Source organism: Lysobacter sp. CA199, assembly GCF_052078715.1.
Taxonomy (GTDB): domain Bacteria; phylum Pseudomonadota; class Gammaproteobacteria; order Xanthomonadales; family Xanthomonadaceae; genus Lysobacter.
On sequence record NZ_JBQJIL010000012.1, the window covers coordinates 118,835 to 135,137 of the forward strand.

The following is a 16,303-nucleotide window of genomic DNA, read 5'->3' on the forward strand; positions in this document are numbered from 1 at the left end:
GTTGAGGGGGATTGAGGGGGATTTGCTTTTAGCGCCACCGGTCCGCCCAGTTCGCTCCATCCCATGCCAGTATCGAACCCCATGACCGACAGTTCCCGCGCCCAGCCCCGCAAGCCGCAGCTGTCGTTCTGGCAGATATGGAACATGTGTTTCGGCTTCCTCGGCATCCAGTTCGGCTTCGCGCTGCAGAACGCCAATGTCAGCCGGATCTTCCAGACCCTGGGCGCGCCGATCGACGACATCCCGATGCTGTGGATCGCTGCGCCGTTGACCGGGCTGATCGTGCAGCCCATCGTCGGTTATCTGTCCGACCGCACCTGGACCGGGCTGGGGCGGCGCCGGCCGTATTTCCTGGTCGGCGCGGTGTTGGCGACGTTGGCGTTGCTGGCGATGCCGAACTCGCCGACCTTGTGGATCGCCGCCGGCCTGCTGTGGATCCTCGACGCGTCGATCAATATCTCGATGGAGCCGTTCCGCGCCTTCGTCGGCGACCAGTTGCCGCAGCAGCAGCGGCCCACCGGCTACGCGATGCAGAGCTTCTTCATCGGTGTCGGCTCGGTGGTCGCCAGCGCGTTGCCGTACGCGCTGGCGCATTTCGGCGTCGGCAATACCGCCGGGCCCGGCGAGGTGCCCGATACGGTGCGCTACGCGTTCTATTTCGGCGGCGCGGTGCTGTTGCTGTCGGTCGGCTGGACCGTGCTGCGCACGCGCGAGTACCCGCCTCAGCAGCTGCATGCCTTCGACGAGGCGCCGGCGCTGCCGCGGCCGGAGCGCGACCGAGTGCGTTGCCTGCTGCTGGGCGCGTCGTGGATGGTGGTCGGCGGTATCTGCGCGACTGCGATCTCGATGTTGGCGTTGGACCGGCAGTTGTATGTGCTGGCCGCGTTGATCGCAGCGTTCGGCCTGGCGCTGTTGCTGCGCGGCCTGGTCCGCGACGGTGGCGGTTTCGCCACGGTGATGGACGATCTGGGCGCGATGCCGCCGACCATGTTGCGGCTGGCCGTGGTGCAGTTCTTCTCCTGGTTCGCCTTGTTCGCGATGTGGATATACACCACGCCGGCGGTCACTCAACTGCATTACCACAGCAACGACACCGCTTCGGCCGCCTACAACGAAGGCGCCAACTGGGTCGGCATACTGTTCGCCGCCTACAACGGTTTCGCCGCGCTCGCCGCCATCGTGATTCCGCCGATGACGCGGCGCTGGGGCCTGCGCTGGACCCATCTGTTCAATGTCGCGCTCGGCGGCGCGGGCCTGATCTCGATCGCGCTGATCCGCGATCCGCAATGGCTGCTGTTGTCGATGCTCGGCGTCGGCTTCGCCTGGGCCTCGATCCTATCGTTGCCCTACGCGATGCTGTCCGACAGCGTGCCGGCGGCGAAGATGGGCGTGTTCATGGGCATCTTCAATTTCTTCATCGTGATTCCGCAGTTGGTCGCGGTCAGTCTGCTCGGGTTTTTGATCAAGCAGTTGTTCGGCGGGCAGCCGGCGATGGCCTTGGTGATCGGCGGGGTCAGCTTGTTCGCGGCGGGCCTGTGCGTATTGTGGGTGCGCGAGCCCGGAACGGAACCCCAGGCATGAGGGCGTTGCGCGTCGCGATGCTGGCCTTGGCCCTATGCGGCTGCGCGCAGGCCGCGCGCGATGCCGCGCCGTCGCGCGACTACTACGGCACGCTGGAGCCGATGGCGAGCGATGCGGTGTATTTCGTGGTCACCGACCGCTTCGTCAACGGCGATACCGGCAACGATCAGCGCGAGCAGGGCGGACCGGACCCGGCGACCCGAACCTTCGACCGCCCGGTGCCCGGCGCGCCGGCCGGGCAGAGCGACAACATCGGCTACCTCGGCGGCGATTTCAAAGGCCTGCTCGACAACGCCGACTACATCCACGACATGGGTTTCGGCGCGGTCTGGCTGACGCCGATCGTCGACGACCCCGATCAGGCCTTCACCGGCGGCGACGCGGTGACCTGGGGCGGCGCGTTCCAGGACCGCGGCAAGACCGGTTATCACGGTTATTGGGGCGTGGATTTCTACCGGCTCGACGAGCATCTGCCGAGCCGCGATCTGGATTTCGCCGGACTGACCCGCGGATTGAAGCAGCACGGCTTGAAGACGGTGCTCGACATCGTCGCCAATCACGGCTCGCCCTCGTTCACGATGCCCAAGGATCAGCCCAGGTACGGCGAGATCTATCGCGATGGCGTGCTGATCGCCGATCACCAGAATCTCGCGCCGGAACAGCTCGATCCTGCGGGTAATCCTTTGCACCGGTTCTTCCACAACGAAAAGGATCTGGTGCAGCTGTCGAACATCGACGACACCAATCCGGCGGTGCTGGATTACTTCGTCGGTGCCTATTCGCAATGGATCGACCAGGGCGCCGACGCGTTCCGTATCGACACCATCCGGCATATGCCGCCGGCGTTCTGGAAGAAGTTCTCCGATCGCATCCGCGCCAAGCGCCCCGGATTCTTCATGTTCGGCGAGGCGTTCGACTACAAGGCCGAGAACATCGCACCGTTCACCTGGGCCGAGAACGGCGGTGTCAGCGTGCTCGATTTTCCGCTCAAGGAGCGCATGGCCGAGGTGTTCGGGCGCAAGCACGGCGATTTCTCGCTGCTGAGCGAACGTCTGTATCTGGCCGACGGGCCGTACGCGAACCCGTACGAGCTGATGACGTTCTACGACAACCACGACATGCCGCGGCTGGACGCGAGCGACGAGGGCTTCGTCGACGCGCACAATTGGCTGTTCACCGCGCGCGGGATTCCGGTGATCTATTACGGCTCGGAAGTCGGCTTCGAACGCGGCCGGGCCGAGCACGCGGGCAATCGCAATTATTTCGGGCAGGCGCGGATCGATGCGGCGCGCGGTCATCCGATTCGCCGGTCGCTGACGCGAATCGCCAAGCTGCGCGAGCAATCGCCGGCCTTGCAGCGCGGGCTGCAGGTGAATGTGTCGCTGAAGGGCGATCGCGCGGTCTTCTATCGCGTCTACGAACATGCCGGGCAGTCGCAGATCGCGCTGGTGCTGCTCAACAAGGGCGATGCGGCGGCGGAATTCGAGGTTCGCGAGTATCTGCAGGCCGGGCGTTGGCGCGCGGTGCTGGGCGGCGGCGAGGTCGATGTCGGCGAGAGCGGCGTGCTGAAGGCGACGGTGCCGGCGCATGGGGCCGAGGTCTATCTGCTGGATGCGCCGGTGAAGCGCGCGGATCTTATCGCGGCGCTGGACGTGGCGATGGCGGGCGCGCGCCGGCGCACGAAGTAGCGCGGTCGCGGCTTGCGCCGCTCCTACAGGGGCTTCGGGCAGCCTCGCAAAGGTTCATGTAGGAGCGGCGCAAGCCGCGACCGTATCAATTCAACCATCGCGCAGGCTTGTGGCCGCGCTTCGCTCAATCCGCCTGCGCCCCACAAGACTTCCGTACCACCAGCGCCGTCGGCAACCGGATGCTTTGCGCCTCCTCGCCGTCCACCAGCCGCATCAACGTATCCACCAGCAACTCGCCGGCCTGCTTGGTGTCCTGGAAAATCGTCGTCAACGGCGGATGCGCGAAGCGCGCCATCGGAATATCGTCGAAGCCGATCACCGACACGTCCTCGGGCACGCGCAGGCCGTGCTCGGTCAGCGCGCGCATCGCGCCCAACGCGATCAGGTCGCTGGCGGCGAACACCGCGTCGAACGGCAACCCGCGTGCGATCAACTCGCGCGCCGCGGCATGACCTGCGTCTTCGGAGCTTTCCGCGTCGACCTGCAAGGCGCGGTCCAGCACCAGTCCCGCCTCGTCCAGCGCGCGTTCGCAGCCGATGAACCGATCGAGAAATTCGGGGTAGTGACTGGATGCGTCGCCGAGAAACGCCACGCGCTTGCGGCCCAGCGACAGCAGATGGGATCCGGCCTGATGGCCGCCGCCGATGTTTTCGCAACCGATCGACAAGCCCGGCTGATCGGGCAGTACCGCGCCCCAACGCACGAAGCGGGTGCCTTGCTCGACCAGCTTCTGCAGCTTGCCCTGATAGGCGAGGTAATCGCCGTAGCCGAGCAGGATCAGCCCGTCGGCTTTCATGCTGTCTTCGTAGTCGCCGGCCCAGTCGTCGGAGAGCTGCTGGAACGAGATCAGCAAGTCCTGGCCATGGCGCGCACACGCGCGGGTGATCGAGCCGAGCATGGACAGAAAGAACGGATTGATATGCGACTCGTCCGGGGTCGGGTCCTCGAACAGCAGCAGCGCCAGCGTGCCCGAGCGTTGCCGGCGCAGGCTGGAGGCGTGGCGGTCGACCTTGTAGTTGAGTTCGCGCACCACCGCTTCCACGCGCTTGCGGGTTTCGGCGTTGACCAGCGGCGAACCGCTGAGCACCCGCGAGACCGTGGCCTGGGAGACGCCGGCCAGGTGGGCGATGTCGACCGAGGTGGCTTTCGACTTCTTGCGCATGGGGGCGAGTGTAGCTTTAGTGCGGGGATTCGGGATTGGATATTCGGGATTCGAAAGTCCCGGCCTCACCGAGGATCCATCCACCCGCGCAAGGCATCCACCACCACATTGATCGCCACGATCAGCGCGCCGATCACCAGCACCACGCCCAGCACCAGGGTGTAGTCGCGGTTGAGCGCGCCCTGCACGAAGTAGCGGCCCATGCCGGGGATGCCGAACACCTGTTCCACCACTGTCGAACCGGTGACCACGTTGATCAGGGCAGGCGACAACCATGCCACCACCGGCAGCATCGCCGGTTTGAGCGCATGCGCGAACAGCAGCCGCGTCTCGGACAGGCCGCGCGCGCGGGCGGCGCGCAGGTAATCGGCCGACAAGGTTTCCAGCATCGAGGCGCGGGTCAGCCGCGCGCAGTAGGCGATGTTGGGCAGGGCCAGGGCGATCGCTGGCAGCACCACGTTGTCCCATTCGCCCCAGCCGCCGGCCGGCAGCCAATGCAAGGTCACCGCGAACAGCAGCACCAGCAACGGGGCGACCACGAACTTCGGCACCGCCAGGCCCAGGCCGGCGACGAACATCAGCACGCGATCGGTCCAGCCGCCGGCGCGCAGCGCGGCCCATACGCCCAGGCTCACGCCCACCAGCAATGCCAGCAGCAGCGCGATGCCGCCGTTGAGCGCCGACACCGGCAGCGCATTGGCGATGAGTTGGTTGACCGTGTAATCGGGGTATTGGAACGAAGGCCCGAGGTCGCCGCGCGCCGCGTCGCCGAGCCAGCCCAGGTATTGCATCGCCAAGGGCTGATCGAGCCGGTACTGCGCATCGAGTACCGCCTGCACCTCAGGCGGCGCGGCTTTCTCGGAGTCGAACGGACCGCCCGGCGCGGCGCGCAGCAAGACGAAGCACAAGCTCGCCAGCAACCACAGGGTGATCACGGCCTCCAGCAGCCGCGAGGCGAAGCGGGCCAGGCCGGGCGCGAGGCGCATCAGACCTGCACGCCGAACAGACGGCCGACCAGGGTCGCCGCCGCCATCGCCAACGCGCCCCAGAACGCGACCCGCAAGGCTCCGCGCAGCACCGGCGCGCCGCCGGTCCAGGCCGCCAGCGCGCCGGAGATCGACAACGCCACCAAGGTCGCCGGAATCGCCACCGCCTGCACCCGCCCGGGCGGCGCCACCAGCACCGCGGCGATCGGCAATGCCGCGCCGCAGACGAAGGCGCAGGCCGACGCCAGCGCGGCCTGCACCGGACGCGCGCGCAAGGTATCGGTGATGCCCAATTCGTCGCGCGCGTGACTGCCCAGCGCATCGTGTTCGCTGAGTTGGCGCGCGACTTCATGGGCCAGCTCCGGCGTCAGCCCGCGCTGAACGTAGATGCTGGCCAGTTCTTCCAGCTCGCTCTGCGGATCCTCGGCCAGTTCGCGTTTTTCCACCGCGATGTCGGCGTGTTCGGTATCGGCTTGCGAACGCACCGACACGTATTCGCCGGCCGCCATCGACATCGCTCCGGCGACGGTGCCGGCGATGCCGCTGGTGAGCACCGCGGCCGCATCGGCGCCGCTGGCGGCCACGCCGACCACCAGTCCGGCGACCGAGACGATGCCGTCGTTGGCGCTCAGCACCGCCGCGCGCAACCAGCCCACGCGGTCGGAGCGATGCACTTCCGGATGCCGGCTGCGCGCGTGCGGACGCTGCGAAGGCGCGGTCATGGCGACAGACTCAGCCAGCGGCTGGCGTGCCGGTCCAGCGCGTTGGACTGGAAGCCGCGCACGCGCTCGGACACCAGATGCTTGGAGGTATAGAAGTACAAGGGAATCGCCGCGTTGTGGTTGAGCAGGCGTTGCTCGGCCGCGCGCAGCCAGGCGTTGCGCGCGGCTTGCGAATGCGCCGCGTCGGCCCGGGCCAGGCGTTGGCGATAGTCGGCGTCGTCGTAACCCATCCAGTTCAACGGGCCGTCGCTGCCGAAGGCGGCGAGGAAATTGCGCGCATCGGGCAGATCGCCGATCCAGCCGCCGCGGAACACCTGGGTGATCGCGCGCTGCTTGCGGTTCTGCACGAACACCTTCCACTCCTCGTTGCGCAGGCGCACCTGCACGCCCAGGGTCTGCCGCCACATCGCCGCGACCGCGAGCGCGAGCCGGCGGTGCGGGGTGGAGGTGTTGTAGCGCAGCTCGATCACCAACGGATGGTCGCGGGAATAACCCGCATAGCGATACAGGCCGCGCGCATGCGCCTCGCGCTGGGCCTGCGGCATCGCCGCCCAGGTCGCGGCCGCGGGCGTATAACCGGCGATACCCGGCGGCACGATGCCGTAGGCCGGGGTTTCGCCCAGGCCGGTGACATAGCGGGTGAGTTTGTCGCGATCGAGCGCCATCGACAGCGCGCGACGCAGCGCCAGGGTTTTGTCGGCGCACACCGGCGTGGCGCAATCGGTGTTGCGCAACGGCGGCTTGGTGACGTTGAGGCCGAGCCAGAACGCGCCCAGATACGGCGACAGCCGCAACTGCGCACCGAAGCGTCGACGCAGCGCGGTCAGCGGCTGCGGCGGCACCACTTCGGTGATGTGCAGATCGCCGGCGGCGAAACGCTGCAGTTCGGCGGCCGCGTCCTCGGTGACGTGGAAGCGCACGCGTTCGATCGCCACCGCGGCGGCATCGTGAAAGCGCGGATTCTTCTCGACCAGCACGTGGGCCTGCGGCGTCCATGCGCGCAGCCGGTAAGCGCCGTTGGACACCAGCCGTCCGGGTTGGGTGTGTTGCGCGCCGTACTGGTTCACTGCCGGCAGATACACCGGAAAGGCGATCGGCAGCGTCAGCAGCGCCGGCAGCGATGCGCTGCGGTTGAGGGTGAATACGACCGTGCGCGGGTCCGGCGCCGCCACGCCGAGGCGCTCGGGCGGCAGCGTGCCGGCCTGCACGGCCTGGGCATTGTCCAGCGCATCGAACAACTCGCCGAACGGCGCGGCCGTGGCCGGAGCGAAGGCGCGGCGGAAGCTGGCGAGCACCTGCGCGGCGTCCAACGGCTCGCCGTTGCTCCAACGCAGGTCTTCGCGCAGGGTGAAGGTCCAGATGCGGCCGTCGGCCGACACCGTCCAGCGTCGGGCCATGCCCGGGATCAGCCGGCCTTGCGCGTCCTCGGTCACCAGACCCTCGTACAGATCCCGCAACACGTTGCCGCAGGCCACTTCCTGGCAACGGTGCGCGTCCAAGGTGCTCGGTTCCGGGCCGTTGCCGCGTTCCAGCTGAGCGTCGCCGGTCTGCGCAGGCACGGCGGGCGCCATCAGCGCCAGTAGCAGGGCCGAACCATAGCGTTGCAGGACGGACGTTGTTCGGCGCAAGACGGGCTCTACACTGCCAGGGTCTTGCGATTGTAGGCGACCCGCCGCATATCCAGACCCAGAAACCATGCGTACTAGCGCAAGCTAGGATGCCAGGGCCTCGGACCGGCTCCCGTGCGACGGGACGCCGGTTACGGTCGTTGCGCCGCGCGAAGCGGACGCGACCGGGCCCGGTCCAGACGATCGATTCAATCAGCGAGGTGGATGTGTCCGGTCCCAGCCAGGTCAAGGATATTGAGATTCCCGACATCAAGGGCGGCGCGCGCGCCGTGCTGGTCGATTACCTGGCCTCGGGCGCGCGCCCGGAGTCGGATTGGAAGATCGGCACCGAACACGAGAAGTTCGGTTTCCGCACCGACGATCTGCGTCCGCCGACCTTCGACGGCGATCGCGGCATCGAAGCCTTGCTCAAGGGCCTGACCCAGTTCGGTTGGGCGCCGGTGGAGGAGAAGGGCCGGGTGATCGCGCTGACCCGCGAGGAGGCTTCGGTCTCGCTGGAACCGGCCGGTCAGTTGGAACTGTCGGGCGCACCGCTGGCGACCTTGCACGACACCTGCGTGGAAGCGGCGACCCATCTGCGCGAGGTGCGCACCGTCGCCGAGCCGATGGGACTGGGCTTCCTCGGCATGGGCTTTCAGCCCAAGTGGCGCCGCGACGAAATGCCGTGGATGCCCAAGGGCCGCTACAAGATCATGCGCGAGTACATGCCCAAGGTCGGCGATCTCGGCCTGGACATGATGACCCGCACCAGCACGGTGCAGGTCAACCTGGACGTGCGCGACGAAGCGGACATGGTCAAGAAGTTCCGCGTGTCGCTGGCCTTGCAGCCGATCGCGACCGCGCTGTTCGCCGATTCGCCGTTCACCGAAGGCAAGCCCAACGGCTATCTGTCGTACCGCTCGCACATCTGGACCGACACCGACGCCGACCGCACCGGCCTGCTGGATTTCGTGTTCGAAGACGGCTTCGGTTACGAGCGTTACGTCGATTATCTGCTCGATGTGCCGATGTACTTCGTCTACCGCGACGGCCAGTACATCGACGCGGCCGGCCAATCGTTCCGCGATTACCTCGACGCCAAGCTGCCGGCGTATCCCAATCAGCGCCCGACCTTGAAGGACTGGGCCGATCACACCACCACCGCGTTCCCGGAAGTGCGCTTGAAGAAGTATCTGGAAATGCGCGGCGCCGACTCGGGCCCGTGGAACCGGATCTGCGCGCTGTCGGCGTTCTGGGTCGGGCTGCTGTACGACGCGGAAGCCTTGGATGCGGCTTGGGACCTGGTGCTGGACTTCAATCCGGTCGAACGCCACGCGCTGCGCGACGGCGTGCCCAAGCACGGCTTCCACTTGCCGTTCCGCGACGGCAAGGTGCTGGACCTGGCGCGTCGCGCCTTGGAGATTTCCGCGCATGGCCTCAAGCGTCGCGCGCGTGTGAACCACAACGGCGCCGACGAGTCGATCTATCTGGAGCCGCTGACCGAGTTCGTGGCGATGGGCAAGAGCCCGGCCGAGCGCAAGCTTGAGTTGTTCCACGGCGCCTGGGGCGGCAACGTGGATCCGGTGTTCAAGGAGTTTGCGTACTGATGGGATGGATGCCGCGTCGGCGATTGCCGTCGCGTGAAAAGCGAATCCGCGGCAATGTCGTCTTTCGAATCGAAAACGTTTCCGCGGTGTTTCGCGATCTGAGCCAAAAGCGTCGGGGCTGAAGCCCCTCCCACAATAGACTTCGCCGCCACGCAATCTTTTGTGGGAGGGGCTTCAGCCCCGACGCTCTTCCATCACGATCGCCGTGCCGTGCGCTCTACCCGCAACGCGCCGAACCCGCTGGCGTGCACGATCCCGCCGCGGGGATGGACGATGTCGTCGATCGGGTCGACGACGATCAGCGCGGTGTTCATGCCATGGGCTCGGGTTTCGCGCTTGCATCGCGAACGCCCTGGGGCAGGACGCTCGCCTTGGCGCCGGCGCGCAAGGCGATCACCGCGCCGGCCACGATCAGCGCCGCGCCGATTAATGTCGACGCGCGCGCGGCGTGGCCGAACAGCCACCAATCCAACGCAGCGCTGACCGGCACGGCGACGTACATCAGCGGCGCCAGGGTCGAGGCGTTGTCCATGCCGCGATAAGCCAGGTCGCGCAGCGATTGGCTGCCCAGGCTGCAGGCCGCCATGCCCAGCAGCGCCAGCGTCAGTACCCACGAAGACGCGGCGTCGCCGAATACGGCCTGCGTCGGCAGATGGGCCAGGCCGAACGTCGCCAGCGGCAAGCCGATCAGCGAAGCCTGCAGATACAACTTGAACTGATTGCGGAACGGCGGCTGATGCTGGGCGCTGCGATAGAACAGCACCTGCGAGCAGGCCATCGCGAAGCCGCCGAACAACGAGACCAGGGCGTTGCCGTCGAGTCCGCGCGCTCCCGGCTGCAGCACCACCAGCACGCCGATAAAACCTGCGACCAGGCCGGCGATCGCCGCCGGCCGCAGCCGTTCGCCCAGCCACAGCCATGCCACCAGCGGAATGAACAAAGGCCCGGTGTTGTAGAGCAGCACGGCATGCAGCAAGTCCCCGCGCATCGCCGCGAGCACGAAGCAGCCCTGCGAGACGATCACGCAGACCGCGCGCACCCAGCCGGCACGGTCGGCCAGCGACCAGACCGCGCGCCAATCCTCGCGTTTGGCCAAGGCGATCAGGATCAGACCGGGAATCATGAAGCGCAGCCAGGTCACCAGCTCCGGCGGCAGGCCGCGGGTGTAGCGGCTGAGCAGGCCGAGCAGGGCCAGGCAGGTGGAGGCGGCGGCCATGAGGCCGGCGCGAAGCAGTAAGGGACGGGACGGCGGCAGTACAGCCGAGGCAATCATCGGGGTGGCAGGCATGTGGTAAATATATTCCTGCCACGGTTCCATAAAAATCTGGAATTTACAGCTCACCGGTAAGTAAATATGACCACTGACGATCCCTCCGGCCGGCGCCTGCCGCCGCTGCGCGCCCTGCAGGCCTTCGCTGCGGTGGTCCAGCACGAGGGCATGCGCCGTGCCGCCGAGCGCATGCACTTGAGCCATGCCGCGCTGAGCCAACACGTCCAGCACCTGGAGGAAGCCTTCGGCCTGCGCTTGCTCGATCGCAGCGGCGGACGCGCCCGGCCGACCCCGTTGGGACGCGAGTACGGCGAGGCGCTGATCGCCGGTTTCCAGCAGATCGAGGCGGCGACCGCGCGCCTGCGCCTGCGCGGCGACGAAAGCCGGCGCCTGATCCTGGGCGCGCCGACCAGTCTCAGCGTGAGCCTGCTGTTGCCGAGCATCGAAGAGTTCTCCGCGCGCGCCGGCTTCGATCTGCAGTTGTTCTGTCCGGTCACCGTGGCCGATCTGGCCCAGGCGCGCGTGCACGCCTTGCTGATGCACGGCGATCCGCGCGCGCACGGGTTGCAGGGCGAGTTGCTGTTCGAGCAGGCGCTGGTGCCGATGGCCGCGCCCGAGTTGGTCGCGCGAATCGACCCGCAGCGTTGGTGGCGCGAGCCGGCGCCCGGCGTGCGCGTGCTGCACGTGGTCAGCGAAGGCTGGCGCAACGATTGGCCGGAGTGGTTCGGCGCGGACACCGCCGCCTGGCCGTTGCCTCAGCTCAGTCTGTCTTCGCCGATGCCGGCGATCAGCGCCGCGCTGGCGGGGCAGGGCATCGCACTGCTGTATCCGCGGCTGGTCGCCGAGCGTTTGGCCAGCGGCGAATTGGTGAGCCTGCCCTCGCCGCGCGAGGCGCCGATCAAGCGCTTGTATCTGGCGTGGCTGCCGCAGGCGCACGGCGGCGCGCGTTTGGGGTGGGTGCGCGATTGGGTGGTGGAGTTGTTGGTGGAGCGGACGGCGCGGCCGACCGTTGCGTCTTAGTACGGGCGCGTGGTCGCGGCTTGCGCCGCTCCTACATGGGCTGCCTGTAGGAGCGGCGCAAGCCGCGACCGCGAATCAACAACAACGGTGTCCCCGCGGTTTCAACTACGATTCAAACCGCTTCGGCGCGCTTGGCCAATTCCTTGAGCCGATCCAGATCCGGCTTATGCAACTTGCGCGCATACGCCGGCAAGCGCTTGGCCTTGGTCTGCGCCTGCTCGCACAGCTCACGCGCGCGCGTGAGGTCGCCCCAGCCGATCAGGCACTGCGCATAGTGCGCATGCGCTTCGAAGCCGCTGCTGTAGCCGATCAGGGTTTCGAATTCTTCCTTCGCCTTGGCCTGCTCGCCCTGCGCGGCGACCGCGCGCGCATAGATCAGATGGCCTTCGGGCGAGCGGAAGTCCGGGCGCTTGGCGATCAGTTCGTCGAGCTGCTGGCGCGCCTGCGCCGGCTGGCCGGCTTCGAGCAGAGCATGGGCCAGCTTGACCTGGATGTGCGGATCGTCGCGATGCACGCCGCTGAGCGCGGCGCGGTACAGCGGCAACGCGTCGGCGGCGCGGCCGGCGCCCAGCAGCGCATCGGCCAGACGCATGCGGTTGTCGGTGGTCGCCGAGGTATCGAAGGCCTCCTGGGCCTCGCGCAGTTCGCGGCCCGGATCCAGCATCCGTCGCACGTTGCCGACCAGGGCCCGGCCATGCCGGGTGTGGCGCTGCTCCGGCAGCCAGATCGCGAAGGCGTAGACCACGCTGCCCAGCAACGGAAACATGAAGAGAATCATCAACCAATAGCGATCCTGTCCACTGCGCACCGCATGCACGGCGAAGCACAGCGCGACGAGAACGTGCAGTCCCAGGCCCAGATACGGCATGACGCGTTCCTTGCGAGGTGAAGGGAGAGACGGGCAACAGTGTCACGGTTTGGCGAAGGCCGCGCCAGTGGGGGCAGCGCAGATCGGTCGGGGCCTGCGCCCGCTCAGCGCAGGCGTTCGAACCGGCGCACCGAGCCGTCGTCGGCGAAGGAGATTTCGTATGCGGTCTCGCCTTCGCCCTGGATCGGCGAAGTCGACCAGCCACCCAGGCCGTCGTTGTAGCCGCCGCCAGGGGTGAAGTACCAGACCCCGCTGAGCTGGCCGGAGCGGGAATCCTTGCGCGCGCCGGGCACGCCACCGGCGCGTGCATACCAGTTGCCGCGCACGACGGCGGCGGTGGCGAAGGCGACCCGGTCCAACGGCATGTCGCGCGGAGGATCCGCACGTGGCGCGGGGCCGAGCGCGCAGTCGTGCGGCTTCGCGCCATCGTGGCGCCATTGGCCTTCGCGGTAGCGATACGTGTGCATTTCGCCGGCGCGGGCGGGATCGACCAGGGCGATCTCGATATCGTCGTCGTGGAACAGCATCGCCGCATGCACCTGCGGCGTCCGCCCGCCGAATTCGGGCAGTGCCGCCAGCGAGCGCTGGGCTCGGGCCAGCGCGGAGGCGTCGGCCATCAATGGCTGCTCGCGCGAACAGCCGGCGGCGGCCAGCGCCATCGTCGCGGCCAGGGTCATGCGAGCGACGGATGACCGGCGTGCGGCCGTACGGCGATGCTGGGATGACAGCGGCATGTCCATTTCTCCCGTGATGTGGCGTCCAGTTGCGGCAGGATGCACGAAGCCGCGCATGCGCGTGGTTTCCGCTGCAACTAAACCCGATCCCGCGGCATGCTGCAATGCACAAGCCACTGAGATAGCCTTGCCGGATGAACGTAATGAGCGATACCAGCGACGAACCCTTGCGCGCGATCGACTTCGCGTCCACCGATGCGCTGTTGCGCGAGGACGTGAAAATCCTCGGCGCCCTGGTCGGCGAAATTCTTGCCGAGCAACGCGGCGAGGACTTTCTCGCCGACGTAGAACACCTGCGCCGCGCCGCGATCCGCCGACGCGAAGCGCAGGCGCCGATCGCCGCGCTCGCCGATGCGCTGGCCGATATCGACCTGGATCAGGCCAGCGATCTGGTCCGCGCGTTCGCCACCTATTTCCAGGCGGTCAACCTGGCCGAGCGCGTGCACCGCATCCGCCGCCGCCGCGATTACGAGCGCAGCGGCGCCGGCGCCCAACCCGGCGGCCTGCGCGACGCGCTCGGCGCGCTGGCGCGACTGGGCGTGAGCGCGGAGGAAGTGGCCGCGCTGCTGCCTCGCTTGCGGATCGAACCGGTGTTCACCGCGCATCCAACCGAAGCGGTGAGACGCGCGCTGCTTGAGAAGGAGCGCACCATAGTCGGCTGTTTAGTAGCCGACATCGACCGATCCCGCACCCCGCCCGAGCGCCGCGCCGACCGCGAACGCATCCGTCTGGCGCTGACTGCGAGTTGGCAAACCGCCGAGGCGCCCGCGGCCAAGCCCAGCGTCGCCGACGAGTTCGAACACGTCGGTTTCTATTTGTCTGACGTGCTGTACCGGGTGCTGCCGGTGTACTACGAGATGTTCGAGGACGCGCTGAGCGAAACCTACGGCACCGCACCCACGCTGCCGGACGTGCTCGGTTTTGGCACCTGGGTCGGCGGCGACATGGACGGCAATCCGAACGTCGGCGCCGACACCGTCGCCGCGACTCTTGCCGGGCAGCGCGCGCTGGTGTTGGGGGCATACCGGCGCGATCTGGCCGCGCTGGCCGAACTGCTGAGCCAATCGGTCACGCGCGTGCGCGTGGACGATGCGGTGTTGGCGCGAGTCGAGGATTACCGCTACCAGTTGCCCAAGGCCGCCGCGCTGCTCAAGCCGCGCCATGCCGACATGCCGTACCGCAATCTGCTGAGCCTGATGTCGGCGCGCCTGCAGGCGACCACCGACGAAAGCGTGCACGGTTATCCCGACGCCGCCGCGTTCCTGGTCGATATCGGCTTGATCGAACGCAGCCTGGCCGCGCATCAGGGCGCGCACGCCGGCGGTTTCGCGGTGCGCCGTCTGCGCCGCCGCGCGGAATGTTTCGGCTTTCACCTGGCCAGTCTGGATCTGCGCCAGGACTCGGGCACCCACGACGCCGCGCTGGCTGCGGTGCTGGATCTGCCCGAATGGGAATCGATGGACGTGGCCGCGCGCGCCGCGCGTCTGCACAGTCTGCTCGACGGCGATGCGCCGCCTGCGCGCCCCGCCGCCAGCGCCGCGCAATCGACCCTGGAGGTGTTCCGCGCGGTCGCCCGCCTGCGCCCGCGTTACGGCGAGCGCGCGTTCGGGCCTTACATCGTCAGCATGAGCCGCAGCGCCGCCGACGCGCTGGCGGTGCTGGCGCTGGCCAAGACCGCCGGTTGCCTCGACGGCAACGGCCGGGTGCCGCTGGACGTGGCGCCTTTGTTCGAGACCGTCGACGATCTGGACGCAGCCGCCGACACCTTGCGCGCACTGTTCGCCGATCCGATGTACCGCGCGCACCTGCGTGCGCGCGGCGACCGCCAGGTGGTGATGCTGGGCTATTCCGACAGCGCCAAGGACGGCGGCATGGTCGCTTCGCGCTGGGCGTTGCAGCAGACCCAAATCGCCTTGACCGCGCTGGCCCACGACAGCGGCGTGCGCATCGCCTTCTTCCATGGCCGCGGCGGTTCGATCAGCCGCGGCGGCGGCAAGACCGAGCGCGCGGTGATCGCCGCGCCGCGCGGTTCGGTCGACGGCTATCTGCGCCTGACCGAACAGGGCGAGGTGATCCATCGCAAGTACGGCATCCGTGCGCTGGCGCTGCGCAATCTTGAGCAGACCACCGGCGCGGTATTGCGCGCGACCCTGCGTCCGCGTCCGCCGGAACCGCGCGAGGGCGGTTGGCGCCACATCGCCGGCGAACTGGCCGCCGCCGCGCGCGCCCACTACCGCGCGCTGGTGCACGAGGATACCGCGTTCCCGGCTTATTTCCGCGCGGCCACGCCGATCGACGTGATCGAGCGCCTGCGCATCGGTTCGCGTCCGGCCAAGCGCGCCGGCGTCGGCGATATTTCTTCATTGCGCGCGATTCCCTGGGTATTCGCCTGGTCGCAGAATCGCGCCGGGCTCACCGCCTGGTACGGCGTCGGCACCGCACTGGAGCGGGCCCTGCAGCAGCGCGGTCGCGAAGCGCTGGCGGAAATGGCGCGCGACTGGCCGTTCTTCGGCACCTTGATCGACGATCTGGAAATGGTGCTGGCCAAGTCCGATCCGGGCATCTTCGAACGCTATTCCATGCTCGCCGCCGGCTTGCCCGAGGGCGATCTGCATGCACGCTTCCATCCAGGCATCGCCGAGGAGTTCGAACGCACGCGTCGCGCGGTGCTGACGATCAAGGGCAGCGACGAATTGCTCACCGGCGACCACCGGTTGCGCCAGTCGATCCGGCTGCGCAATCCCTATGTCGATCCGATCAGTCTGTTGCAAGTCGACCTGCTCGCGCGCTGGCGCGCAGCGGGGCGGCCGGACGACGCGCTGCAGCAGGCGTTGGTGGCGACGGTCAACGGGATTGCGGCGGGGGTGCAGAACACCGGCTGATTCGGCGTGGCGCCGGCGACGGGCGTAGGCCTGCCGGCCGGGCGCGTCCGCCCAACTGGCGAAAGACTTTCCCGAACCCCTGTAGGAGCTGCGCAAGCTGCGACCGCGAGCTCGCGGTGATTGCGCCGGTTTCGTCGGAGCCGAGATGGCGCGGTCGCGGCTCGCGCCGCTCCTAC

The 16,303-nt window shown here is 68.0% G+C and carries 12 protein-coding genes; 5 read left to right on the forward strand and 7 right to left on the reverse strand.

The genetic code is table 11. The features are described from left to right. Nucleotides 1–144 precede the first annotated feature (144 nt). Together ACTOWJ_RS21820 and ACTOWJ_RS21825 are read left to right on the forward strand one after the other, a co-directional pair. A complete protein-coding gene (locus tag ACTOWJ_RS21820) occupies nt 145–1,581 on the forward strand; it encodes an MFS transporter (RefSeq protein ID WP_441336849.1) in 1,437 nt (478 codons plus the stop codon). Then, complete coding sequence (locus ACTOWJ_RS21825) at nt 1,578–3,269, forward strand: alpha-amylase family glycosyl hydrolase (RefSeq protein WP_441336717.1); 1,692 nt, start codon at nt 1,578–1,580, stop codon at nt 3,267–3,269. Before ACTOWJ_RS21820 ends, ACTOWJ_RS21825 begins: the two co-directional genes overlap by 4 nt. Nucleotides 3,270–3,393: 124 nt before the next feature. Here the strand turns inward: ACTOWJ_RS21825 and ACTOWJ_RS21830 are convergent, their stop codons facing one another. The 4 genes from ACTOWJ_RS21830 to ACTOWJ_RS21845 all read right to left on the reverse strand — a co-directional run bounded on the left by ACTOWJ_RS21830 (nt 3,394) and on the right by ACTOWJ_RS21845 (nt 7,698). Beyond that, on the reverse strand, nt 3,394–4,431 hold the full coding sequence (locus tag ACTOWJ_RS21830) for a LacI family DNA-binding transcriptional regulator (protein ID WP_441336718.1): 1,038 nt from the start codon (nt 4,429–4,431) through the stop codon (nt 3,394–3,396). 65 nt (nt 4,432–4,496) lie between these two features. After that, a complete protein-coding gene (locus ACTOWJ_RS21835) occupies nt 4,497–5,417 on the reverse strand; it encodes an ABC transporter permease subunit (RefSeq protein ID WP_441336719.1) in 921 nt (306 codons plus the stop codon). Further along, on the reverse strand, nt 5,417–6,139 hold the full coding sequence (locus ACTOWJ_RS21840) for a VIT1/CCC1 transporter family protein (protein ID WP_441336720.1): 723 nt from the start codon (nt 6,137–6,139) through the stop codon (nt 5,417–5,419). The genes ACTOWJ_RS21835 and ACTOWJ_RS21840 overlap by 1 nt, the downstream gene beginning before the upstream one ends. After that, the gene (locus ACTOWJ_RS21845) at nt 6,136–7,698 is read right to left on the reverse strand and encodes a peptide ABC transporter substrate-binding protein (RefSeq protein WP_441336721.1); all 1,563 of its coding nucleotides are present in this window, start codon (nt 7,696–7,698) and stop codon (nt 6,136–6,138) included. Before ACTOWJ_RS21845 ends, ACTOWJ_RS21840 begins: the two co-directional genes overlap by 4 nt. A gap of 275 nt (nt 7,699–7,973) precedes the next feature. Between ACTOWJ_RS21845 and ACTOWJ_RS21850 the strand changes: the two genes are divergently transcribed. After that, nucleotides 7,974–9,353: a glutamate--cysteine ligase gene (locus tag ACTOWJ_RS21850; RefSeq protein WP_441336722.1), complete on the forward strand. Its 1,380-nt coding sequence runs from the start codon at nt 7,974–7,976 to the stop codon at nt 9,351–9,353. Nucleotides 9,354–9,663: 310 nt separating this feature from the next. Here the strand turns inward: ACTOWJ_RS21850 and ACTOWJ_RS21855 are convergent, their stop codons facing one another. After that, the gene (locus tag ACTOWJ_RS21855) at nt 9,664–10,569 is read right to left on the reverse strand and encodes a DMT family transporter (RefSeq protein ID WP_441336723.1); all 906 of its coding nucleotides are present in this window, start codon (nt 10,567–10,569) and stop codon (nt 9,664–9,666) included. Between the two features lie 138 nt (nt 10,570–10,707). On the opposite strand from ACTOWJ_RS21855, the gene ACTOWJ_RS21860 reads away from it, so the two are divergent. Further along, nucleotides 10,708–11,643, forward strand: a complete 936-nt coding sequence (locus tag ACTOWJ_RS21860; RefSeq protein ID WP_441336724.1) for a LysR family transcriptional regulator — start codon at nt 10,708–10,710, stop codon at nt 11,641–11,643. Nucleotides 11,644–11,755: 112 nt separating this feature from the next. Here ACTOWJ_RS21860 and ACTOWJ_RS21865 read toward each other — a convergent pair whose 3' ends face one another. Both ACTOWJ_RS21865 and ACTOWJ_RS21870 read right to left on the reverse strand, forming a co-directional pair. Then, a complete protein-coding gene (locus ACTOWJ_RS21865; protein ID WP_441336725.1) occupies nt 11,756–12,511 on the reverse strand; it encodes a tetratricopeptide repeat protein in 756 nt (251 codons plus the stop codon). Between the two features lie 104 nt (nt 12,512–12,615). Continuing rightward, nucleotides 12,616–13,245 carry a hypothetical protein gene (locus tag ACTOWJ_RS21870; RefSeq protein WP_441336726.1) on the reverse strand — a complete coding sequence of 210 codons (630 nt, stop codon included), beginning with the start codon at nt 13,243–13,245 and terminating at the stop codon, nt 12,616–12,618. 143 nt (nt 13,246–13,388) lie between these two features. Here ACTOWJ_RS21870 and ppc point away from each other — a divergent pair, with 143 nt between their 5' ends. Beyond that, nucleotides 13,389–16,127, forward strand: a complete 2,739-nt coding sequence (ppc, locus tag ACTOWJ_RS21875; protein WP_441336727.1) for a phosphoenolpyruvate carboxylase — start codon at nt 13,389–13,391, stop codon at nt 16,125–16,127. The last annotated feature ends 176 nt before the right edge of the window (nt 16,128–16,303 follow it).